We start from the raw sequence: 21,240 nt of genomic DNA, 5'->3' as shown, positions 1-21,240 counted from the left end.
CCAGTGCAAATACACACCTCTCCCAAGTGCATAATTGCTAATTCAAAAATCTAAAGGTTTGAATAGGCTTTGGTGAAGCCAATTAATGAAGCTTCTAAGACTGTTGCTTCTTTGCTTCCCCATGCACGAAAGCCAACAAATAGTGACTGGCCTTTTTTAAACGTTTGAATTTGTTGGTCAGTCAGCTTAAGGCTTGCGTCACATCCTGACCGAGTGCATCGCAAGAACGGCAAATTCGTTTCAGGGCCTTTATCAACTTTAAAAACAAGGCCTGCAGGTAGGTCGACCCCTAAAGGAAGTTGTATTGTTAAGTGGGAATTGAGACTTTGAGATTCTTTCGTCGGCCTTTTAAGAACGTGAAGTGTTAATATCCGGTGCTGTTTAGTGTTGCCTTCCTCAGCTTTTGAGTTGGTTTGTAACATTAATTCTTGCGTGATTCTGCAGTCTTCTTTTTGTTCGTTACAAACCGTTTGCCAATATATTGAGTCTTTAGCGTGTGAGCCGTTTGAAAACCAAATTAGGGTTAACACACCAACCAAACTAAATAGTCTCAAGCCAAATTTCATTTTATCACCTGAATGTACTAGCCATACTTTTGATTATGATGTCGATATCAATGAATTAGATACGAGTAAAAGCGTAGTAGTCACATAGTTAGTTTGCACAGAGGAAATTGAAGATTTGGGGTTGTTTTGAACTAATGATCGAGGGAGAAGTCTGAATAACTTCTATCCCCAAGGTCAAGGATTAGTGATTAATGTTCTGTTTTACAATACGTTTATTTGAATAAAGCGGAGATTTAACTTGCTTGGAGTAATCTCTCATACAGATTTTGATGTTTGTTGTTTGTGTGATTTTGATCTCAAATATATTTTGAACCAATAACGCGTTTAGCAAGTGATTACATTCATTTAATAATTTCTTACTCTTACATCATTTCTGGCTTACCTAGAGTGGCATACACTTAGGGGAAACAATACTAAACATGGAGTAATACCATGCGTTACCAAATCAAAAATTTTTCTATAGCGGCTTTACTAGCCTTTGCTCTGGCGGGTTGTGAAGAAGCAAGTCAGGCGATAGATGATGCGCAAGCTGCGGCGAATCAAGCGGTAGATGGATTGCAATCTAAAATGGAATCACTGGATCTTGAATCGATCAATTTGGACCAGTTTGGTGAAGCGGCAGAAACTGCAACTGCTTTAGCGGCGTCAGTTCAAGAATTGGCAAATATGGAATTGTCTTCACCAGAAGCATTATTGGAAGTCTCTGACCGTATTTCCAATGCTTATAGCTGCTTGGTTGAGGCATCTTCTGCTGCGACTGCTGAAGGCATCATTGAGAAAATTACCGACTCAATCAATAATCCTGATTTAGTCTCTGCAATCGAAACGGCTGTTGAAAAAGCGGAAGACGCGCAGCAGTGTGTGATGTGATTTGCAAAAAAGACTAACCCACAAAAAGAAAAGCGCATGGTGAGTACCATGCGCTTTTTTAGTTAAAACCAGATTAGATAGAATTTGTTAAAGGGGGTACACCTTCTCGAATCGTTCCAGTACCAAGTTGGATTCTTGATTGAATTCCAAATTTAACTCTTTGGCGTATTTGGTAAAAAACGCCCAATGGGCATCGTACCACCACTGGTATGTTCCATCGCCTTCGCCCTCAGCTAGTGCAAATTCTTCAGTCACTTGATTAAAAGGACAAATTTCGACGTTGTTGGTTTTAATAATACAAACTGGTTTTTCATTCCAGTCCAAAACCACGGTGATTCTGCCTTCCACAGGTAGCGGTTCGTTTTCAGCAAACCACGCAGAATGAAGGCTACAGGTGGCGACTTTTTTACCTTGCATCACTAGCTCAGCACATGCATTGGCGTTGTATTCATCGGCGCAGAAGTACTCAGCTTCCACTTGTGGTATGGCTTCTCGTTCACGTTCTGAAAGAGTGGAAAGGTATTCTTGGTAAAAGGCGTCTTGTTCAGGTGTCATTGGTTCACTCGTTATTGTTTTCAATACCGTCGTTTGTGCTATTGGGTTAATACAAACTGAATTTCAAATCTGACTAGCTCAGAACCAAGGTTTTGATGGTTTGAGTTACTCCGTTTTCTTGGTTACTTGGCGCTTCGAAATTTGCTAATGCTTTGATGTCTGGATGAGCATTGGCCATCGCATAACTAAATTGCGTTTCGGCCAGCATTTCAACATCATTAAAATAGTCACCAAAGCTCATGCTTTGTTGTTTGTCAAAATCAAATACATTTTGGAGGTGTCGAATTGCCGTGCCTTTTGAGGCTTCAATGTGCATCAAATCGAGCCAAATCTTTGCGCTGACGACAACTTGATGTGTCTTGCCAAATTGCTCTGAAAGAGTCGGGTTAACGTGTTCTTCAGTGCCATTAAAGTTGAGAACTGCAACTTTGATGAAAGACTCTTCGACGTCGAGCAAATCATCGACGTGTTGCAGCTGATGATAGTAGTGACCGATCTCTTCTATCGCTTGTTCATCTTTGGTTTCGATGTAAGCGGACTTTTTGCCACATAACACGATGTGCGAATTAGGCAGTGTACGTGTCACTTCGATGATCTGATGAATTTCGTTAGTCGGGATTTCAGAACTATAAATTTCTTTACCCTTGTGCATCACTAAAGTGCCATTCTCAGCAATAAAGATCATCTCGTCTTTAATGGGTGCAAATACATCTATCAGACTGAAATATTGACGGCCTGATGCCGCGGCAAAAAGTACACCACGCTGTTTAAGCTCAGCAAATACCTCATAAAAGTCATTGGGTAGCTGTTTATTGTCGTTAAGCAGGGTGCCGTCCATGTCGGTGGCGATAAATCGAATGTCTGGTTTGTTCATTTTGAAGGTTCTACTCGGATGTTGTTTATCGTGCTTACGGCTCAATGATTATTTGGTCAATGGTCTGGGCATAACCTGAAACCAATACCTTTGAGATACTTCGGTATGAGCCTTCAATGACCGCACCAATTTCAGAGGCACATTTCATGGCCTTGCCTTGCTGGAACAAAAATCTATCGCCCAAATCCGGCCTATGTTTGACAAGATAACTCGCTAACGCACCACTGGCACTGCCCGTCGCGGATTCTTCATTAATATCGTAAAGCGGTGCAAAGTTACGACAGTTTGCCGTATAACCTGATTCTGAAAGCTCAAATATATGCAGCCCAACCACATTATGCTTTTTACTGAAGGCTTTAATAAGTGAAAAATCGGGCTTCACTTTATCTACTGTACCCAAAGGCAGTGCGACAATAACGTCGGCCAAACCGGTACTGACCACTTCAATAGGTAGCTTGGTGGAGACCAAAATCGACTCTTGAATGTTAAGTAAGGGCGCGATGTCGGCAAATTCAAAATATCCTGAGAACACTGGCAAAGCCTGTTCCATTGTAACTTTGCCGCATTCCTCTATGGTGACATTCAGTTTGCCAGCCTTGGTGATTTGAGAGTAACAGCCCGGCTGCAAAAGCCCTTGTTCGCGCAGAGTATGAAAAACCGATAGCGTCGCGTGGCCACAAAAATCGACTTCTTCCACTGGCGTAAAAAAGCGAACTTCAAAGTCGGCGTCGGCTAACGGATGGACAAACGCCGTTTCTGAATAACCGACTTGATTGGCGATGAATTGCATTTGCTCATCTGATAGATTTTTTGCGTTCAACACCACACCGGCTGGATTGCCACCCCGATTGTTGCAAACAAACGCGTTAATCCGATGGACGAGAACGGAAGTAAAAGTTGTGATAGCAATAAGCCTTTAATTTGCTTGTTTGGGTTAGGTATTGTAGCGATAAGCCATTACCTGAAGTAATGGCTTGACGTCAAAATTTGTTTAAAAAATACAGTGTTTGGCGAAGTCTTTGGCTTCATTGGCAGTCCAATCGCCTTTGGGTTTTTCTTTCATGTCGTCACACCAGGCTTCACTGCCCACTTCAGTACAGGCTGTAATAGACAAGGTTAACAATACAGCAGCGAATAAACGGTACATAACTCTTCCTTAGATAATGGTTTTTATAGTTTTATATCTCAGTCTGCTAAAGAGTCAAAGCGATCGTGTGTCAAAAAGTGGTCTATCTGATGAAGTGTTTTGCTGCTGTAAATAAGGCTAGTATGACTATTACGTAGCACGACGTGATCCGTCATACCTTCGATTTTGGTCTCTCGCACTGTAACAGTACCATCGCTTTCTTTACCTCTGCCCATTAACATAGGTCTAAAGCCGAGTGGAAGATTACCTGCAATACTGCCAAGCTTTTGTTCAAAACGCCAAGTGTTGTAGTGAGATTCTAAGCCGTATAGACGAGAGTTGCCGATAACGCCTCCCAAGCCCATTTGCTGAATTTTGGTCACAATTGAGGCGCCGCGCAGCGGTGAACCAATCGTGACGACGTGTGAGAGCTTTTTAATGTCAGGTTGGCGAGCGTCGAGATAGTGTTTACTCATTAACCCTCCAAGACTATGACCAATCAGGGCGTTAGCTTGAGACTTGTCTAAGGCTTCATCAATCTCTTCAAACAGCTGATTCTCATTGATATCAAGCGTGTTGTAACTCACCACCCGAGTTTGATAACCCAAACTCTTCAACTTTTGACTGAGTGGCTGCATAACCATGCCATGCATGTATAGTCCATGTAATATAACTAGATTCAAGCGGCTTACCTCTTACCTAGACAACTTGCTTATACCATAACACGATTTATACCGATGTCTTTGGGTGAGCTTCCATGGCGAGCTGTTTTAAGAACATCTGCATAAAGGCCTTACGTTTTTCGCCTTCAGTTCGTGCGCTTTGGGTATGCAGTGTGTCTACGATTTTAAACAACTTAATCCAGAAGTGGTCGATGGTGTATTGGTGGTCGTCTGGCTGGCGACGCTCACACAAAATATCTTCGATATCATACAGCTGACGTTCAAGTGCTGTGCCCACTTGGACTACGCGTGTCACACCAATCGCGCCAAGAGAATCGAGTCTATCCGCGTCTTGAACTACTTTGGCTTCTATCGTTTCAGCTGGAATGTTAGCACTAAAACTGTGTGCTACAATGGCATGATGGATTGCAGGTAACAGTTGGGAGTCATAACCAAGCGATGAAAGAAACTCAATTGCTTTATCAGCGGCGATTCTCGAACTGGTATGCCTTTGTGGATGATTTTTGGGGTGACTGAAGCAATCGTGCAAGTACGCCGCTGGAACCACAACGTCTAAATTGGCATTTTCGGCCTTGGCGATGACTTTCGCCATTTCAACGACCCGAGAAACGTGCAACGAATCATGTGCCGCATCGGTTTTCATTTCCTGACTTATGAAGACTTGCATCTGCTGTTCGTAATGCTTGTACATAACTTAGCTCTGGTTGAGTGTCTTAAGTCAGTTTAACCGCATTGTTTAAAAAACGTCTACAGCCTTCTAAGGAGAAGTCACTTAAAGGTTTTTTGCGACTTGCTGATAGTGCTGGATAAGCCGTTTGCAACCATAGGTTGGGGCAATCATATCTTGCGCACTGACAGTTAAGAAAAACTCCATCGGCCCAGTGAAGCGCTCTGGAAGGTGGCGGCAGCCCCATAACATCAGTTGCCTTACCCAATCTGGAACCTTAGTGATTTTTGCGGGTTTGTTTAATGCCTGAAAGGCTAGTTGGGTAATTTCTAAATGACTGAGTATGTCAGGCCCCCCCACGTTGATTTCAGTTTCGCAACTCTCGATGTGGCTGATGATAAATCGAGCCAAGTCATCGCCGTCAATTGGGTTGAGTTTCTGAGCTCCGTCGCCAAATAGAAAACCTCGGCCCGAGTGGGCGAGTTTCAGCGCTTCTTCCAGATCAGAGAAAAAGCCATTCGGGCGAACGACGCAAGGGCTCAAAGATGTACTGCTCAGGAGCCGCTGAGCAAACTTTTCTTTAGCTGCAAGTAGCCGAACTTGAGTAAAGCTTGGAGCGTTGAAAGCAGAGACGTATATGAACTTTGCGACGCCACTTTTTTCTGCTTGTTCAAGCAAATTAAGGTTGGCTTGGTAATCGACATCTTGATAGGTCAAACCATCTTTTTGCCGTGTGATCCCCACTGTCGAAATAATGAGATCAACATCTTGCATGCATGATGACAAGGTTTCTGGTTTGGTGACTTCCGCAACGATGATTTGCTCATCGTTTAGCCCCATTCTTTTCGCTTTGTCATGATTTCTTGCCAGAACGGCAAAGTTGGCCTTGTTCTCTAGTAAAACCTTAACCAAGTGCTGGCCCAAATAGCCAGTAGCGCCGGCAACCAATATCTTAGAGTTTGTCATAGCATGTACCTAGTATGGGGCAGATGCTATGACATTAACGCCATATGGAGTGCAACGCAATAAATATTGACCAATCGTCAATATGTGCCAATGTTATCGAACCAGCATGCTGCTGTTAAGACCGGACACCGAATTGGCGCCGCACAATATCATTGCGACTTGCATTTCTTTTTTGTACAGATCCAACAAGTTTTCGACACCCGCTTGGCCATGAGTCGCTAACGCATAAACAAATGAACGGCCCAACAAGGTTAGGTCTGCACCTAAAGACAACATACGCACCACGTCTAAGCCGTTGCGGATACCGGAATCGACTAGAATTTTGAGGTCACCTTTTACCGCGTCGGCAATAGCAGGAAGAGCACGAATTGTAGAAAGTACACCGTCTAATTGGCGACCTCCGTGATTTGAAACGACGATACCGTCTGCACCAAATTTGACGGCGTCTTTGGCATCTTCGGTATCCAAAATTCCTTTGATCACCATAGGGCCGTCCCAGAAATCACGAATCCATTCCAAGTCTTTCCAACTGATGGACGGGTCGAAGTTCGCGCCTAACCAACTGATGTAATCGGCCAAGTTAGTCGGTTCGCCGCGGTACTTTGAGATATTGCCTAAATCGTGTGGTTTGCCGAGCAATCCAACGTCGAGTGCCCACTGAGGATGGGTCATCGCTTGCATCACGCGGCGCACTGGCGCATTCGGGCCACTCATACCCGAGTGCATGTCACGGTAGCGCGCGCCGGGTACGGGCATATCAACGGTGAACACTAATGTAGTAACGCCAGCCGCTTTTGCTCGTTCTAGAACGTTTTTCATGAATCCGCGATCTTTCAGAACATACAGTTGAAACCACATTGGGCGTTGAATCGCAGGTGTTACTTCTTCAATAGGGCACACGGACACGGTAGACATGGTAAATGGAATGCCTTTGTTTTCAGCCGCTTTAGCCGCCTGTACTTCGCCTCGTCTTGCATACATACCCGTCAAACCGACCGGTGCAAGTGCGATTGGCAGATCAAGCTTTTCGCCAAAAATTTTGGTCCCTAAGTCTAAATCTGTCATGTTTTTGAGCACACGTTGGCGCAGCGCGATATCTGCTAAGTCTGAGGTGTTACGCTGCAGAGTATGCTCGCTGTACGAACCACCATCTAAGTAGTGGAACAAAAATGGAGGCAACTTTGACTTCGCCGCGCGGCGGTAATCGGTAGAGGCAGAAATGATCATAAGGGGTTCCAATATTTTATTACAGTAATATCATGGAGATACGCTTGTTCTTTGCGGTACCCTGTAAGTATTAGCCACGAAATAAAATCTCTTACAGGTTATTTGTCGACTTAGGAGTTCGTGCCGCTTAAAGACTAAAACGAACTGCTCATTTACTGCAATCTTGTTATCAATTTGTTAGAACTGTGAGCTTATCTATCTACTATTTGGCGATAAATAGAATCGATGAAATGAATTGTGTCTAAAAATGCCATAATAACTATAAGGACTTTATGATGGATTCTTTGAACCGCTTGTCTCTATATTTTAAAGAGCACTGCAATGTGACCGATTTGGAATTCGAGCAGCTAAGAAGCATTAGCTCTGTTGTTTGCTATCAAAAAAAGCAAGCTATTTTTCAACCTGGGGATTGTGTGTCTGAGTTAAGGTTTATTTCAGAGGGTATTGCCTGCCACTATTACATCAAGCCGGATGGTACGAGAAAAAACAAAGGTTTTCTGGAAACCGGCGATGTGGCCTCTAGCTTATCGTCAATGAAAACAGGGCAGCCAGCTCGATTTGGATGTGAGGCATTAACAGAGTTGACCGTATTGAGTATACCGGTGAAAAAATTTCAGCAGCTTGCGCAGCAAAACCCCAAATGGCTTCAAGTAAACTTGTTTTTGTTAACGAGGCTGGCGTTGAGAAAAGAAAGACGTGAAGCGGATTTACTCTTACAAACGCCGACCGAAAATTACCAGCAGTTTGTCGAGGAATACCCGCATTTAGTCGGGAAAATTGCCAACTATCACTTAGCGTCTTACCTTGGTATTTCCGAAGTGTCACTTTCTCGAATTCGGGCGAGATTGGGCATTCAAAACCCATATCACAAAGCGTAAGTCGCACGTAACGACAACACCAAATTAAAGGTTTTAACCGCTGTTAATGTATTACCAGAGATGGTGATTATCCTATCAATCTCAACTAAGGAGGTTGATATGAAAAAAAGAAATTTGACGGGAAAAACCATAGTAATTACCGGTGGCAGCTCTGGTATAGGGCTGGAATTGGCAAAACGCTTGGCAACGAAAAATACGGTAATAGCGGTAGGCCGCGATCCCCAAAAATTAGCGGGGATCGCTGAATTTGTCTCTGCGACATACGCGATGGATATTTCTGATCTTATCGAGCGAAAAGAGTTCTTTGATTGGCTGATAGAAAACTATCCCGCATTTGATACCTTGATAAACAATGCGGGTTGGACGAGTCTACATGCCATGGCAAACGTTCAATCTGATGTGCCTGATTATGCCTTAGAGCTTAAACACAATTTAGAAGCGCATATTGGCATGACATTAAATGCGCTCCCTTTGCTAAAAACACAACACCACAGTTCTATCATTAACGTGACCACTGGGCTGGTTTACAACCCAAAATCAATTATGCCTTTCTACTGCGCTGCGAAAGCAGGGTTACACAGCTTCACTAAGAGTCTTAGGGTTCAGCTTGCCAACTCAAACATTGAAGTGATCGAAGCAATGCCGCCGTTAGTTAATACTGAATTTCACAAGAACGGCCTACCTGAAACCGTTAAAGCACTGACAGCGGATAAAGCAGTCGAGAGTCTGGTTCAGGGATGGGAACGAGGACATCAAGAGATCCGCATTGGACTTTCGCGCATGGCCTATTTCTTAAGCCGATTTGCACCCAGCTTGGGGCTCAAGGTGGTGAATAAATAAGTCAACGCATGAGTATATAGAACATCGTACTAGTTTCCTTGCGAGATACATCACTTAGCTTCCAGAAAGTTTATAGATTTCTTGTGTTATTCTCATACCCAAATAATAAAAGTTATGAATAATTCTTGTACTAGGTGGTTAGGATATGGATAAAAGATTATTACTCACATCAATGTTTGCATTACTCGCTTCCGCTTGTGGTGGTGGGGGGGGCGGAGCTGATTCATCTGCAGCTTCCGGCTCGTCAAACATCTCCGGTATGGTGAATAAAGGAATTGTTGTCAACGCGGACGTGACATTATGTTCGAGTTTTAATTCAAATGGTTGTATTGAGAATTCTGGATTTGTTGGGGCAGGTATAACAGATGCGAATGGTAACTACTCGATTGACGGTGCACCTCAAAATATCCCGTTGTACGTTGTCGTATCTAAAAGAGATAACTCCACACTCATGACTTGTGATATTGAGCTTTGTACTAGTGCCAATAGTCCAATGCCTATTGCTCATGCGGACGTCGCCTTTGGCTCTACCTTTCCAGTTAAGGACGGATGGCAACTTACGTCTGTAATCCCTTCGGTTTCAGAAAGTAGTTCATCATTAAATGTGACTGCGGTAACTGACATAGCTGCAAAAACATCACTATCGCTTGCACAAGGACATGAGGTCGTATCGACCCAAATGATTGCAAATGCGGAGAAGGCAGTTCGTTCGGCTTTTGGGTTAAATACGGCGAAAAGTCTGTCTGAAATTCCGGTAGTAGATATTACTGATACCTCTTCAATTAACGGTGACACCGTTGATCAAGTTACTTTAGCTATGTCCATCCTATCTGCTTCACTGATGTCTAGCGACAGCTTTGATGCTAGTAGCATCGTAGAGTTCACCAACTCGGGGAAACTAACTGTAAAGCCTGCTAAGGTTCAGGAAATCCAGAATAAAGCCAAAGCATTGGTGGCAAGTGACAAAACAGATGCTGCATTGGCTCGTAGTAATACAGTTTTTGAGCATGTACCACCTGAGCAAGTCGATTTAGATTCAAGTGAAGAAGTTGTTAAAGCAAAGAATTTTGTAAAAAAGGTCCGCCGCTTTTACGACTCTGTTCGATTGAAGGAGAGTGATCTCAGAGAGGGAACTCATGCCTTCACAAAAGACGCAGAAAAAATCCTCAGCCTTAATAAGTCAAATGTTCAAGCAGTGCTACGAGACATTGAACGAGCCGCCAGAGCAATTCTATTGTATCAATTGGATTCAAACTCGGATCTTTCAGGTTTTAATGTAGAAAAGATTGAAGAAGGCGATGCTCTTAAGTTTACAGCAACGAAAACGTCTTCGTTACAGGATGGAGAAGTCATAACAACAGAAGTGGTTGCGAAAATCACTAATGACCTCAATGGCAATGGAAACCCAGATTGTTTTGGATCGGGTGAGTCATGTAATTTAGACTTGTCGGGTTCTGAAGTGATCGAACTGACCAGTGTTAAAAGTTCAATAAAAGAACTCAATGAAACATCTGTAATAGATCTTGTAGGAACTGGGGCAAGCACAATAGAAGATTTCCTTTTTAGAGAAGAAGAACAACCTATTCAAAATGGTATGTCGTCAACTGGTCTACTTTCTATCGGCGAAATATCGTTAGAACTATCTGACACAGAGATGACTATACACGCTAGAAATAATGAAGGAGAACTCAAGTTTGACGGAAATTTAAGTTTGACAATGAGTGACTTGAGAATAGATGTGGATGATGAGCAGCTTAATGTTAACTCTCAATTCAGTTCAAACAACACTATTGTCTCTACATTTGAAACAATGTTTATTGAAGTGGACGGGAAGTTTTCTAATGTCAATGACTACTCAGACTTTGAGTTTAAACTTTCGGTTGAAAACCCAAGAGGAGTTTCGCTGTCGGTAAATGAAAAAATTGATTATTTAGCTTATGAGAAAGTTGAAGTCGATACAGTTAGCTTTGAAACAGAAAATAAGTTCTTCAATGTAACGGCGGAATTAGAACTTTCTACCGACGCTATTAAAGCAGCTAATGAAAATGATTTTGCTTCTGTTTATCTTAAAATAGAACGAAGGTTATTTGATTCAGTAACTATAACAAGTACCGTAAAATATCTTGATGAGGAAATTATGGCGAAGACGTCAATTCCTACTGATTCGAGTATTAGAGAGTCCTCTAGTGTGGAGTTGTTTGACAACTCGGGTGTGCGAGTTTTATTAGAACGAGCAGAAGACAGCACTATTTCCGGAAAACTAGAGTCAAATAATACTCAAGTAGGCACTATTTCCGAACCGAATGGAATTCCTATTATTCGATATACCGATGGCTTCTTTGAATCGGTTCTATAATTGTTTAAGTTTGTTAAGGGGCTAAGCCCCTTTTTTTATGAAAAGAAAATTATCTATCTTAGCACTATTGCTTTTGGGAACTGAAATCCATGCCAATGAATTTTCCGTTTTCTCTAGGGCAACCGCTTTTGCATATGCAGAAAATAATGCAATTTATCATATATTCAAAGGAGGTAAGCAAGAGTTTGAAAATGCAAATTGGGCGTTTACATATAATCAAGTTTCCACTGGGTTAAACTACGGAAACTCTACAATAGAAGTTCTTTATCGTTACGATTGGTGGTTAACGTTTAGCGAAGATACGCTTAACTTATTTTCAGAAGCTTCTAATAAAGACAACATTCCTGTCGGAAAACTCTATGATCTTGCTTTGAAAACATCGCATTTTTCTGGGGCTGGAGTTAGGTTTTCTCATAAATTTGGTTTCGATTCTTTTGACTTAAAACCTTCATTATCATTGTTAAACGGTAACACTTTTATTGAAGGTGCCGGTAGTGGAACCGCAGCATTGAAAGGCCAATGCGCCAGTGACCCTACTTGCTATGTGGGAGAGGTACACCTAGAGCAACATTATACTAGGGACTATTTGTTAAAAAGGGCGATAGTCGAGCCTTATTCGAAGTATGGCTACAGCCTAGACATGGAACTGAGCTGGTTTTACAACGATCATATCGAAATAGCTTGGGAAGCCAGGGATTTGTATAGCCAAATTTTATGGAAAAATGCGCCTTACACTGAAATTACGGTCTCGGAACCAGACTTCTCTGCTGGAAAAGCGATCATGTCAGGGTTTGAAGGATATAGAGATTTTGTCCAAAAGCTGCCTTCAAAAAATACATTAGGTTTACATTGGCATATTGATTCTACACATCAAACTAAGGTTAAAGCATTTAGAATTTTGGAGCGGACTTTGTGGTCTGCTGAGTACGAATACTTAAGCGATCTTGGAAAATTAACAATCTCAGGATACCCGTCTCAAAAGGCAATAGGGTTAGAATTTCAATCTAAATGGGTTGAATTGGGTGTCAAAAGTGATAGTTTTGACTACAAAAAAGCCAACTTTCTAAAGCTCATTCTTGGAGTCAAAATACCATTTTAGTTTTGCCAGTTAGAGTTAATAGGTCTTAACTATGCTAAACATTGTTGAAATGCCAGCTTAACACGCTAGTATATTGTCACTTTTAAAGAAGAACTGATTGCTGATGTTATGCAATTGGTTCTTTTTGTTTTGTTTAGTCACAGAAGAGTTAATTACATAAAATGGAAAATAAAAACGCTTGGCAGCAAGTTATGCCAACAGAACAGTTTGAATTCATGAAGAAAGTTCTTGCTTCACCATCGCCAGTTGGTTTCGAAGCGGGTATGAGCTACGGTGTAATCAAGCCAGAATTTGAATCTTTCATGCCAGAAGGCTGGGCTGTACACCAATTTAAAGGCAACGCTGGTCTAGTATTTGACTCTCACCCAGGTCGCGATGACCTAGTAAGTGTAATGATTGTTGGTCATGCTGACAAAATCCGTATGCAAGTTCGTAAAATCGATAACGATGGCAAAGTATGGATCAATACAGACTCGTTTCTGCCAACAACATTGATTGGCCACGAAGTAAAAGTGTTCTGTCAAAAGCCGGGTGAACTTGGTCAATACAAAGTTATCGAAGGTTGTACTGTTGAGGCTTTGGGTGCAATTCACTTCTCAACACCTGCGCAGCGCACTGGTGAAAAGGGTATCAAGCCAGAGCAAATTTACCTAGAGCTACACACTCACGGTGAAGACCGCAAAGCACAAGTAGAAGCGCTTGGTTTGCGTCCGGGTGACCCAATTCTACTTGATCGTCCAATTAAGCGCGGTGTTTCTGAAGATACGTTCTACGGTGCTTACCTAGACAACGGCTTGGGCTGCTTCTCAGTAACTGAAGTTGCACGTATGTTGGCGGATGAAGGTCTAGACAACGTCCGTGTACTTTACACAATCGCCACTCATGAAGAAATTGGTCGTCTTGGTTCTATCCCTGTCGTTGGTGAGCTAAAGCCTGACGTATTGATTGCGACAGACGTAAACCACGATTACGAAGCAGCGCCGGGTATTGGGGCACGCAACATGAACCCGCTGAAAATGGGTGATGGCTTCACCATCGGCCGTGGTTCTGTAGTATCAGAGTTCTTAGTACAGTCACTTGAAAAAGTATGTGAAGAGCAGTCTATCCCTTACCAGCTTGATTTCTCAGGCCGCGATATGGGTACTGACGGTATGGCAGCAGTACTTGCAGGTGTAGACAGTGCAGCAATCACGATTGGTTACCCAATCCGCAACATGCACACTGCATCTGAATCAGCGCACACAGGTGACTTACTTGCGTCAATTCACGCTATCGCAGGTTTGATTCGTCAGTTCAATGAATTGAACGACGGAAAAGGCATCTCGCGCGATGACCTACGCAACGGTCACGTACGACTAGACCTTGCTTAATATCTCATCTCGATATTGCTTATAGTAAAAAGCGAGCCAAGATTTGGCTCGCTTTTATGTGTGTTTTCATCGACTGAAAATAATTAACTGCTCTAAATCGAAAATCGTTCAGCTTGGCGAGTAGGTTCAAAACTGGTGATTTGATAGTCTGCCAGCTCGTGCTTCCAAAATGGATCCTGTGCGAGGATTTTCTCAATCTCGCAGTAGGTTTCCGCTTTCGCTAGAATCACTCCACCATCTTTTTCGTGTTTAGGTCCAGACGCAAGGAAATGTCCGGAATCGTAGAACTTATCTAAAAACGCGTAATGTTCTTCTATATAAGGTAAAACTTGTTCTCGTGGAACAAGATACTTAAGCGTCACTACGAACATGATTACCTCAAAATCTCATGATTAGGTTTAGATAGACCGCAGCACAATCGGATGAATTTCAATCGATTAATTTTACTAGCTAAAAATTGGCGCGTCGTAATTTTCACCTTCATCGCTGTAAGCTGTCACTTTGGCGTCTTCAACCAATCCAGTCTCAGCAACCACTTGAGCTTCGAAAAAGTCTTGAATTTGTTTACGGTTACAATGAGCTTGAAGTGCCTCGGCACTTGACCAAATTTCGTTAAAACAAATCGAGTATTCACTGCGAGTTGCATTCGGGTGATCAATTTGTCGTGTAACCGTGTACTGCAAGCATCCTTCTTCGCGGTAGGTATCTGGTTCCAGTGCTTTGAGAACTTCAAACAATTCGGCTTCTTTGCCCGGCTTAGCTTTAAATTGAGCGAGTACATAAACTTTAGATGACATAAGTAACTAATCCTTAATTTGGTTCGTAACTGTCCCGGTAAGCACTAAAACACTGGTTTTAATCTTTTTGGCGCTTGTGTTTGGGTACGTAGTTGAGAATCGATATAGGTAGCGGCTTTCTAGGAGCAAAACCTTCAACTTCTCGTCGCTCAAGCAAATGACCTAATCGACTTTCTATCATACATAGATTTTTGAAATTGTCTTTGGAGACCAATGAAATCGCTTCACCTTTTGCATCAGCGCGTCCCGTTCGACCAATTCTATGAACATATTCGTCCGCCGGATAAGGCAAATCGTAATTCACTACACGCTCAAGGTTGTGGATATCGATACCCCTAGCTCCCACTCTGGTCGCAATCAGATACTGAATTTCACCTGATTTGAATTGCTCTAGTAAGGTTTGACGAATTTTTTGGCTGCGACCGCTGTGAAAGGCCTCAGCATGAATACCACGTTTTTCTAACTGAGACGCTAACTTAGCGGCACCGTGTTTGGTTTCGATAAAAATCAGTGCTTGTTGCCATTCAAGTGTCTTGATCAAGTGGCTTAGTAGCGCGGACTTCTGATCTTTGTCGACCGCTACCAACCACTGGTCAATATTGCTTTTGGATGCGCTGTGCTTAGCGATGACAATTTCTTTCGCATCATCAATCGCGGATTTTGCCAAGTCACGAACTGGGTTCGATAGGGTTGCAGAAAACAAGAGGTTCTGAACATTGTCCGGTAATCGAGCGATGATTTTATTGATGTCTTCAATAAAGCCCATGTCTAGCATGCGGTCAGCTTCATCGAGAACTAAAGTTTCCATCTCATCAAAGTGAATGGCACGTTGACCATAAAGGTCAATCAGACGTCCGGGCGTCGCGACGACTATATCTACTCCTTCGATGAGCTTTGCTTTTTGAGATTGAGAATCGACACCACCAAAAATAGCGACACTTTTAAGTTCAGTATTTTTTGCATACTGTTCTATTGAGAGGTTTACTTGTTCAGCAAGCTCGCGAGTCGGGGTCAAGATAAGCGCTCTGGCCCGTTTTTTCCGTTGTGTTTGACCATCTTGTAGGCGTTGTAATATCGGAAGCACAAAACTTGCTGTTTTCCCGGTTCCTGTGTGCGCCGCCGCAATTAGGTTGTCGCCATTGAGGGCAAGTGGAATTGCTTGGGTTTGAATTTTGGTCGGTTCTTTGTAACCGAGATCTTGTAGGGCGTTGGTTAAGGTTTGGCTCAACCCAAGTTTGGAAAACGACATATCACTACTCACAATATGAAAACATCAAGAACACAATTTGGCGCAGAGTCTAACACGCTAGCGCAATAATTATAGTGAACTGCGGAATAGAGAGATTTAGCTGGCCAGATTAGGATTGATAACTTTGTTGGTGGGATTGAAGACGCTGTCTCAACAGCCGATACAGCGCGAGAGCAAAAACAAGTGTCACTCCATATCCAATTGCGACTGCTAAATAGAGGTGCTCAAGACCAATAAAATACGCCCCCGTTGCCCCTAGAGTGACTCCCGTGACGTTACCAAGCTGTTGAGAGCGTTGCGCCATACCGATGGTACGTCCTTGCTCGTGCGCTTGCTTTGCCTTGGAGATCATAGTGAGTACAATCGGAGCAGTTCCTGCTAACAGTCCTCCCCAAATAAAGTAACCTGCCAGAAATATCCAGTAATCTCTAACCGAGCTAATCGATAGCGAGATAATTCCGCAGCTCACGATTACCCAAAGCAAGCGTTTCAACGATTGTTGCCAATTAAAATCACTAAACAGGTTGGCCCAAAAGCGTGCAAAACAGATAAACCCGACTGACCAAGCGCCATAAGCGAGCCCAATTTGCCAATATGGCACACTGAGAATTTGCTGCATGTAGTCACTGTAAACGGGAAGCACCTGCATTCGAGAAATCAAAAGCAGTGCCAATGTCAAAAACAAACCAGTGGTTAAGGTGCTCGCTATCGATGATGGAACAAAACCGCTAGACAAGTCTTCGCTTTGCTGGGGGGGATTGGTTGTATTCGATAGAGTTTGCTGGCTCTCTTTTGGCAAAAATACAATAGCCCAGCAAGCGCTGAATAAACAAACTAATGCAGTAAGGTAGTTGAGAGTCGCGAAACTGGTGAATTGGAAAATTGGTCCGCCCAACGTCGCGCCAACTAACGAACCTAAATTGGTGAAAGCCTGCAAGTAGGTAAACAGCTTTGCCTTGTCTTTGAATACGACACTGACCGCGCCATAAGCCTGAGCCGCGGCAATATAGCCTGCTCCAGCGCCTTGAATGAACCTCAGAGTTAGTACTGTCACCAAAGAGTCGCTCAATCCAATCAGTATTTGCGTAATGATAAGCACTGATATCGCGCGCACTAACATAGGTTTACGCCCGAACTTGTCGGCGAGTTTGCCCCACATGACACTGGTTAACGCGACACCCAACATAGGAAGTAGATATACCAAGACTAACGCCAGTGAATAGAACTCATTGCTATTAGTTAGCTCTCGCATGTAAAAGGGCCAGAAAGGACCAGTTAACTCAGTAGCAGAAATGGTCAGCAGTTGAACAAAAAACAGGTGATAAACGGCTTTAGGCATTTAGGCCATTCCTTCGACGTGTAGAAACTGGCCGGTTTCAATATCACCAGCAAGTCGACTTTTTACCTGGTAAACGTGCTCAATGAGCTGGGAGGTCAACACTTGGTGTGTGGGGCCATGAGCCGCCAGCCGACCTTGGTGCAGCACCATTACTTGGTCTGCGTATTGAAGTACATGATTGAGATCGTGCAGCACGACAAAAATTAGTAAGTTCTCTTTTCTTGCCAGATGTTGGATCAGATTAAGAACTTGAAACTGTCGATTCAAATCGAGCGCGCTGGTCGGTTCATCGAGTAATAAAATCTTTGGTGAGCGCACCAACGCCTGACCAAGACCGACAATTTGACGCTGTCCGCCACTCAACTCTGCCAAGCTAGAGGAGGCGAGAGATAAGATATCCAACTTAGTTAACGTATCATCGATGATCGCAAACTCTTGTTCTGACAAGCGCCATTTTGGTGAACGTTTAATGGCGAGAATCAGAGATTCATAGACAGTTAATGTCGGATTCACGTAGGTAAATTGCGGCGAGTAAACTAGATCGTCTATGGAGGCATTACCGTCAATCTCTATGCTCCCCGAGCCCGATATGTGCTTTACCATTCGTTTAAATAGCGTCGATTTACCCGTGCCGTTTGGGCCGATTAGCGCAACAACGTTGCTCGAAGTAAACGGTCCACACGTTATTTTAGAGAGGACCTGATTCTCTTTATAACCTGCGCCTACGTTTTGAAAACTAAGCTCTACCATAGTGACTTCTTACTGCGAATGATCAGAGAAATAAACACCGGCATGCCGATTAGCGAAGTGATAACCCCAATGGGGAATACCACGCCCGGTAATAATATTTTGCTCAGAACGGCAGATAACGAGAGGGTCAACGCGCCGACGAGCATGGCGCCGAGAAAGAAAAAACGCTGGTCTTCACCCAGAATCATGCGCGCAATGTGCGGGCCAACTAGCCCAATAAAGCCGATAGTGCCAACAAACGCTACCGGCAGTGCTGCGAGTAAACTTACACACAGTAAGGTACCAAGTCTGAGTTTGGCAACGTCGATACCAAAGCTTTGCGCTTTTTCGTCTCCCATTCGCATGGTGGTAAGTGCCCATGTGTTGCGGTAAAAATAAATGGGGACAACGGCTAGGGCAACGGCCACGATGGCTAAATTTTCCCACGTCGCCTTGGTTAAACTGCCCATAGTCCAAAACACGACGGCCGCTATTGCTTCGTCGGAAGAAAAAAACTGCAACAACGCGACCAGCGCGTTAAAGGTAAACACCAGCGCAATACCGAGCAATACAACGGTTTCAACACCGCCGCCTTTGCTACTACTGACTTTGTGAATCACAAATGACGCAAACATCGCCATTGCAAATGCATTTACTGGCACCAAATATTGACTGGGAATAGGTAAATTAAGATGCCCAATGGTAAACGCGAGTGCCGCACCAAAGCTTGCTGCGGCGGAAATTCCCAACGTGAATGGACCTGCGAGCGGGTTATTGAGCACGGTTTGCATTTGTGCACCGGCAGCGGCGAGCGAGGCTCCGACAACCACGGCCATTAGTGCGCTCGGTAATCGCAAATACCAAACTACGGCTTCGATCTGTGGGTTAACTCGTTCGGGTGCGAAAATGGCAATGGCCACTTCACCTATTGAATAGTTACCCGCACCAATAGACAAGTTGACTAATACCGATATCACAAGAGCCACAAACAGCCCACAGAGCCATAAGGTTTTGCGTTGAATTTGGGCGCAATATTGTAATCGCGCCAACGTCATATCAGTCATTTTTCAAACTTACCGCATAACCTGATTGGTATGCGAATGGCAAAAACTCTTGATAGAACTCAGCAAATGTTTGGTCTGGGTCTACGCCTTTCAGTTCATCACCGTGGAGCCAGTTAGCGATATGTTGCAACGCGATGAAGTCAAAAGAGCTCGTGTAGAAACCATGCCAGATAGCGTGGATATTTTTGTTAGAGACTGCGTCCGTGCCACGATAGCTAATTTTGTCAGTGTAGTAGTTCAGTTTATCTTTGGCTTCCGTTAGATTGGCGCCGTAACCGACAGGCACCCATTTTCCGTTAGGGACGTATGCGCTCCAATCTGCGGTAGTTAAGATGATGTGCTGTGGATTACTAGCAATGACTTGCTCTGGGTCGAGTTGTCCAAAAACGCCATCGATAAAATCGCTGCCGATGTGTTTACCACCCGCTTGTTCAACTAGTTTACCGAAATTTTCGTTGCCAAAAGTTAAACAGCAGTCTTCGCTGTAGCCGGCGATACGTTCAATAAAAACACTAGGTTTGTTATCGGATTGAACTAGTGCACTGAGCTGCGAAGCAACTTTATCAATTTGAGTCTGTCTGAACTCAACCAATTTTTGCGCGTTCGCAGTTTTACCAATCAAGTCACCTAGAATCTGATAGCTCTTAGCGATGTTAGTGTCAATATCGTGTCTGAAGTCGATGTAAACGACCTGAATCCCGAACTTTTCCAGTTTTGAGAGGACTTCTTGATGAGGCTGATTGCCTGCAGAAGTCACATTCACAACCAACACATCAGGGTTAAGCGTTACTACTTTTTCAATGTCATAGCTGTCAGAACCAAAGCGCCCTAAAGTTGGCAACTGCTCAAGTTTGTCGAAGTGTTCGATAAACTGTTGGTGGTTATATGGGTCAGACGCTTTCATATCGCCACGCCAACCAACAATTAGATCATCAGCGTTTTCGCCCGCAAGCGCAGAAACGATGTAAAACTGTCGGTCTTCGGTCAGGATCACTCGTTGAGCAGGTGCGTCTAACGTGATGGTTCTATCTAATACATCTTTGATTTCAAGTGCGTTAACTGAACTGGCAACAGCCAGAGAGAGCAGTGCAATAAGTCGTGAAGCAAACATAGGGCTACCAAATTGGTTAAAAAATGAGTGGCGATCCTATTTGATAACAATAACTATTACCAATAAATATATGTGACTAGATTCTTATTTTTACTTTCACGTTTTTTGCTTATGGGGTGGTAATGGTGATAAAGCTTCTTCGTTCCAAAAAAACTAAAGAGTGGGAAGATAGGCGTAATTTTAATGCGGTGAGGTCACCAGCCGAGAGTTAGGTGACCGAAGTTACATATCGAATTTAAATAGATTAATAGGTTTTACTTAACTCTTTACGCCATTCGGGTTGTTTGTCTTGAAACGCCCAATAGCTATCCATTTTGGCTATTTTGTTGTTTTCAAATTCAAAAAAGCTGGTGGCGTAAAAACTATCTTCACAGCTAGGGCTGGTGACATACACAACGCTGATCACTCGATTGGACGTAGTTTGTTCCAGCTCTCTGATTTCAAATGTCCAGTCATGCCCAAAAGCTTCGTTAACCGCGATAAACGCTTGCTTAGTCTCATAATATTCACGACTGGTTGGCCAATCGACAAACAAATTGTCAGTGAACAACGCTTCGCTCCCAGTGTAATCACCTTGGCTGAACTTATTCCAAAGTGTCCTAACCAGTTCAATTTGTGTCATGTTGAATCCCTCTTATGGTGTCAATCCATAGTAACCAAGCTTTAGTATTTCGATATTGTTTCAACACAAATTTGCGATGGAGTCAGTGTTCCCAAAGTGCCCAAATAGGCACCCAAAATCGATTCTAAGCTCGAAATTTCTCAACCAGTGACATTGGGAGACAAAACTGGACAATTCTAGAAAGTCTTTCGATAAAAAACTCAGTATAGTGTGACAATCAAAATGAAGCTGTCATGGACGATGGGAGTCGCA

At 43.3% G+C, this 21,240-nt stretch carries 23 protein-coding genes; 6 read left to right on the top strand and 17 right to left on the bottom strand.

What is annotated here, in order from left to right:
- Positions 1–50: 50 nt before the first annotated feature.
- Positions 51–566 carry an invasion associated locus B family protein gene (locus tag ACXAFJ_RS14760; RefSeq protein WP_475324469.1) on the bottom strand — a complete coding sequence of 172 codons (516 nt, stop codon included), beginning with the start codon at positions 564–566 and terminating at the stop codon, positions 51–53.
- 444 nt (positions 567–1,010) lie between these two features.
- On the opposite strand from ACXAFJ_RS14760, the gene ACXAFJ_RS14755 reads away from it, so the two are divergent.
- Positions 1,011–1,436 (top strand): hypothetical protein, encoded by a 426-nt coding sequence (locus ACXAFJ_RS14755; RefSeq protein WP_475325758.1) that lies wholly within the window; start codon positions 1,011–1,013, stop codon positions 1,434–1,436.
- Positions 1,437–1,523: 87 nt separating this feature from the next.
- Here the strand turns inward: ACXAFJ_RS14755 and ACXAFJ_RS14750 are convergent, their stop codons facing one another.
- The 8 genes from ACXAFJ_RS14750 to lldD form a co-directional block, all read right to left on the bottom strand.
- The gene (locus ACXAFJ_RS14750; RefSeq protein ID WP_475324468.1) at positions 1,524–1,991 is read right to left on the bottom strand and encodes an ASCH domain-containing protein; all 468 of its coding nucleotides are present in this window, start codon (positions 1,989–1,991) and stop codon (positions 1,524–1,526) included.
- A 73-nt stretch (positions 1,992–2,064) separates the two neighbouring features.
- On the bottom strand, positions 2,065–2,865 hold the full coding sequence (locus tag ACXAFJ_RS14745; protein WP_475324466.1) for a Cof-type HAD-IIB family hydrolase: 801 nt from the start codon (positions 2,863–2,865) through the stop codon (positions 2,065–2,067).
- Positions 2,866–2,899: 34 nt separating this feature from the next.
- Positions 2,900–3,736, bottom strand: coding sequence for a PhzF family phenazine biosynthesis protein (locus ACXAFJ_RS14740; protein ID WP_475325756.1), 837 nt, complete (start codon positions 3,734–3,736; stop codon positions 2,900–2,902).
- A 120-nt stretch (positions 3,737–3,856) separates the two neighbouring features.
- Positions 3,857–4,012, bottom strand: a complete 156-nt coding sequence (locus ACXAFJ_RS14735) for a DUF3012 domain-containing protein (RefSeq protein WP_475324465.1) — start codon at positions 4,010–4,012, stop codon at positions 3,857–3,859.
- A 38-nt stretch (positions 4,013–4,050) separates the two neighbouring features.
- Positions 4,051–4,674 carry an esterase/lipase family protein gene (locus ACXAFJ_RS14730; RefSeq protein WP_475324463.1) on the bottom strand — a complete coding sequence of 208 codons (624 nt, stop codon included), beginning with the start codon at positions 4,672–4,674 and terminating at the stop codon, positions 4,051–4,053.
- A gap of 46 nt (positions 4,675–4,720) precedes the next feature.
- A complete protein-coding gene (locus ACXAFJ_RS14725; protein WP_475324461.1) occupies positions 4,721–5,365 on the bottom strand; it encodes an HD domain-containing protein in 645 nt (214 codons plus the stop codon).
- An 81-nt stretch (positions 5,366–5,446) separates the two neighbouring features.
- Complete coding sequence (locus ACXAFJ_RS14720; protein WP_475324460.1) at positions 5,447–6,307, bottom strand: SDR family oxidoreductase; 861 nt, start codon at positions 6,305–6,307, stop codon at positions 5,447–5,449.
- Positions 6,308–6,400: 93 nt separating this feature from the next.
- A complete protein-coding gene (gene lldD / locus ACXAFJ_RS14715) occupies positions 6,401–7,534 on the bottom strand; it encodes an FMN-dependent L-lactate dehydrogenase LldD (protein WP_475324459.1) in 1,134 nt (377 codons plus the stop codon).
- 275 nt (positions 7,535–7,809) lie between these two features.
- Here lldD and ACXAFJ_RS14710 point away from each other — a divergent pair, with 275 nt between their 5' ends.
- The 5 genes from ACXAFJ_RS14710 to ACXAFJ_RS14690 all read left to right on the top strand — a co-directional run bounded on the left by ACXAFJ_RS14710 (position 7,810) and on the right by ACXAFJ_RS14690 (position 14,077).
- Positions 7,810–8,412: a Crp/Fnr family transcriptional regulator gene (locus ACXAFJ_RS14710; RefSeq protein WP_475324457.1), complete on the top strand. Its 603-nt coding sequence runs from the start codon at positions 7,810–7,812 to the stop codon at positions 8,410–8,412.
- Between the two features lie 99 nt (positions 8,413–8,511).
- Positions 8,512–9,252, top strand: coding sequence for an SDR family oxidoreductase (locus ACXAFJ_RS14705; protein ID WP_475324456.1), 741 nt, complete (start codon positions 8,512–8,514; stop codon positions 9,250–9,252).
- Positions 9,253–9,397: 145 nt separating this feature from the next.
- Positions 9,398–11,608 (top strand): hypothetical protein, encoded by a 2,211-nt coding sequence (locus ACXAFJ_RS14700; protein ID WP_475324455.1) that lies wholly within the window; start codon positions 9,398–9,400, stop codon positions 11,606–11,608.
- A 37-nt stretch (positions 11,609–11,645) separates the two neighbouring features.
- The gene (locus ACXAFJ_RS14695; RefSeq protein WP_475324453.1) at positions 11,646–12,707 is read left to right on the top strand and encodes a hypothetical protein; all 1,062 of its coding nucleotides are present in this window, start codon (positions 11,646–11,648) and stop codon (positions 12,705–12,707) included.
- Between the two features lie 161 nt (positions 12,708–12,868).
- On the top strand, positions 12,869–14,077 hold the full coding sequence (locus tag ACXAFJ_RS14690) for a M20/M25/M40 family metallo-hydrolase (RefSeq protein ID WP_475324452.1): 1,209 nt from the start codon (positions 12,869–12,871) through the stop codon (positions 14,075–14,077).
- A gap of 92 nt (positions 14,078–14,169) precedes the next feature.
- Here ACXAFJ_RS14690 and ACXAFJ_RS14685 read toward each other — a convergent pair whose 3' ends face one another.
- The 8 genes from ACXAFJ_RS14685 to ACXAFJ_RS14650 all read right to left on the bottom strand — a co-directional run bounded on the left by ACXAFJ_RS14685 (position 14,170) and on the right by ACXAFJ_RS14650 (position 20,988).
- The gene (locus tag ACXAFJ_RS14685) at positions 14,170–14,448 is read right to left on the bottom strand and encodes a YciI family protein (RefSeq protein WP_475324451.1); all 279 of its coding nucleotides are present in this window, start codon (positions 14,446–14,448) and stop codon (positions 14,170–14,172) included.
- Positions 14,449–14,523: 75 nt separating this feature from the next.
- Complete coding sequence (locus ACXAFJ_RS14680; RefSeq protein WP_475324449.1) at positions 14,524–14,874, bottom strand: putative quinol monooxygenase; 351 nt, start codon at positions 14,872–14,874, stop codon at positions 14,524–14,526.
- Positions 14,875–14,932: 58 nt separating this feature from the next.
- On the bottom strand, positions 14,933–16,123 hold the full coding sequence (locus ACXAFJ_RS14675) for a DEAD/DEAH box helicase (protein WP_475324448.1): 1,191 nt from the start codon (positions 16,121–16,123) through the stop codon (positions 14,933–14,935).
- 109 nt (positions 16,124–16,232) lie between these two features.
- Complete coding sequence (locus ACXAFJ_RS14670) at positions 16,233–17,462, bottom strand: MFS transporter (protein WP_475324447.1); 1,230 nt, start codon at positions 17,460–17,462, stop codon at positions 16,233–16,235.
- Positions 17,463–18,212 (bottom strand): ABC transporter ATP-binding protein, encoded by a 750-nt coding sequence (locus tag ACXAFJ_RS14665; protein WP_475324445.1) that lies wholly within the window; start codon positions 18,210–18,212, stop codon positions 17,463–17,465.
- Entirely contained in the window at positions 18,206–19,255 is a 1,050-nt protein-coding gene (locus ACXAFJ_RS14660; RefSeq protein WP_475324444.1) for a FecCD family ABC transporter permease, read from the bottom strand. The genes ACXAFJ_RS14665 and ACXAFJ_RS14660 overlap by 7 nt, the downstream gene beginning before the upstream one ends.
- On the bottom strand, positions 19,248–20,366 hold the full coding sequence (locus ACXAFJ_RS14655; RefSeq protein ID WP_475324443.1) for an ABC transporter substrate-binding protein: 1,119 nt from the start codon (positions 20,364–20,366) through the stop codon (positions 19,248–19,250). Before ACXAFJ_RS14655 ends, ACXAFJ_RS14660 begins: the two co-directional genes overlap by 8 nt.
- 244 nt (positions 20,367–20,610) lie before the next feature.
- Positions 20,611–20,988: a nuclear transport factor 2 family protein gene (locus ACXAFJ_RS14650; RefSeq protein WP_475324441.1), complete on the bottom strand. Its 378-nt coding sequence runs from the start codon at positions 20,986–20,988 to the stop codon at positions 20,611–20,613.
- Positions 20,989–21,240 lie beyond the last annotated feature (252 nt).

It is taken from the genome of Vibrio sp. ABH4_348, assembly GCF_056159765.1.
This window is presented reverse-complemented; position numbering and strand designations above follow the sequence as displayed.

Excerpts from the sequence above, each read along its gene's own strand:
- ACXAFJ_RS14760 (WP_475324469.1), bottom strand. The coding sequence starts at position 566 with ATGAAATTTGGCTTGAGACTATTTAGTTTGGTTGGTGTGTTAACCCTA.
- ACXAFJ_RS14750 (WP_475324468.1), bottom strand. The coding sequence starts at position 1,991 with ATGACACCTGAACAAGACGCCTTTTACCAAGAATACCTTTCCACTCTT.
- ACXAFJ_RS14745 (WP_475324466.1), bottom strand. The coding sequence starts at position 2,865 with ATGAACAAACCAGACATTCGATTTATCGCCACCGACATGGACGGCACC.
- ACXAFJ_RS14735 (WP_475324465.1), bottom strand. The coding sequence starts at position 4,012 with ATGTACCGTTTATTCGCTGCTGTATTGTTAACCTTGTCTATTACAGCC.
- ACXAFJ_RS14725 (WP_475324461.1), bottom strand. The coding sequence starts at position 5,365 with ATGTACAAGCATTACGAACAGCAGATGCAAGTCTTCATAAGTCAGGAA.
- ACXAFJ_RS14720 (WP_475324460.1), bottom strand. The coding sequence starts at position 6,307 with ATGACAAACTCTAAGATATTGGTTGCCGGCGCTACTGGCTATTTGGGC.
- lldD (WP_475324459.1), bottom strand. The coding sequence starts at position 7,534 with ATGATCATTTCTGCCTCTACCGATTACCGCCGCGCGGCGAAGTCAAAG.
- ACXAFJ_RS14710 (WP_475324457.1), top strand. The coding sequence starts at position 7,810 with ATGGATTCTTTGAACCGCTTGTCTCTATATTTTAAAGAGCACTGCAAT.
- ACXAFJ_RS14705 (WP_475324456.1), top strand. The coding sequence starts at position 8,512 with ATGAAAAAAAGAAATTTGACGGGAAAAACCATAGTAATTACCGGTGGC.
- ACXAFJ_RS14700 (WP_475324455.1), top strand. The coding sequence starts at position 9,398 with ATGGATAAAAGATTATTACTCACATCAATGTTTGCATTACTCGCTTCC.
- ACXAFJ_RS14695 (WP_475324453.1), top strand. The coding sequence starts at position 11,646 with ATGAAAAGAAAATTATCTATCTTAGCACTATTGCTTTTGGGAACTGAA.
- ACXAFJ_RS14690 (WP_475324452.1), top strand. The coding sequence starts at position 12,869 with ATGGAAAATAAAAACGCTTGGCAGCAAGTTATGCCAACAGAACAGTTT.
- ACXAFJ_RS14685 (WP_475324451.1), bottom strand. The coding sequence starts at position 14,448 with ATGTTCGTAGTGACGCTTAAGTATCTTGTTCCACGAGAACAAGTTTTA.
- ACXAFJ_RS14680 (WP_475324449.1), bottom strand. The coding sequence starts at position 14,874 with ATGTCATCTAAAGTTTATGTACTCGCTCAATTTAAAGCTAAGCCGGGC.
- ACXAFJ_RS14675 (WP_475324448.1), bottom strand. The coding sequence starts at position 16,123 with ATGTCGTTTTCCAAACTTGGGTTGAGCCAAACCTTAACCAACGCCCTA.
- ACXAFJ_RS14670 (WP_475324447.1), bottom strand. The coding sequence starts at position 17,462 with ATGCCTAAAGCCGTTTATCACCTGTTTTTTGTTCAACTGCTGACCATT.
- ACXAFJ_RS14665 (WP_475324445.1), bottom strand. The coding sequence starts at position 18,212 with ATGGTAGAGCTTAGTTTTCAAAACGTAGGCGCAGGTTATAAAGAGAAT.
- ACXAFJ_RS14660 (WP_475324444.1), bottom strand. The coding sequence starts at position 19,255 with ATGACTGATATGACGTTGGCGCGATTACAATATTGCGCCCAAATTCAA.
- ACXAFJ_RS14655 (WP_475324443.1), bottom strand. The coding sequence starts at position 20,366 with ATGTTTGCTTCACGACTTATTGCACTGCTCTCTCTGGCTGTTGCCAGT.
- ACXAFJ_RS14650 (WP_475324441.1), bottom strand. The coding sequence starts at position 20,988 with ATGACACAAATTGAACTGGTTAGGACACTTTGGAATAAGTTCAGCCAA.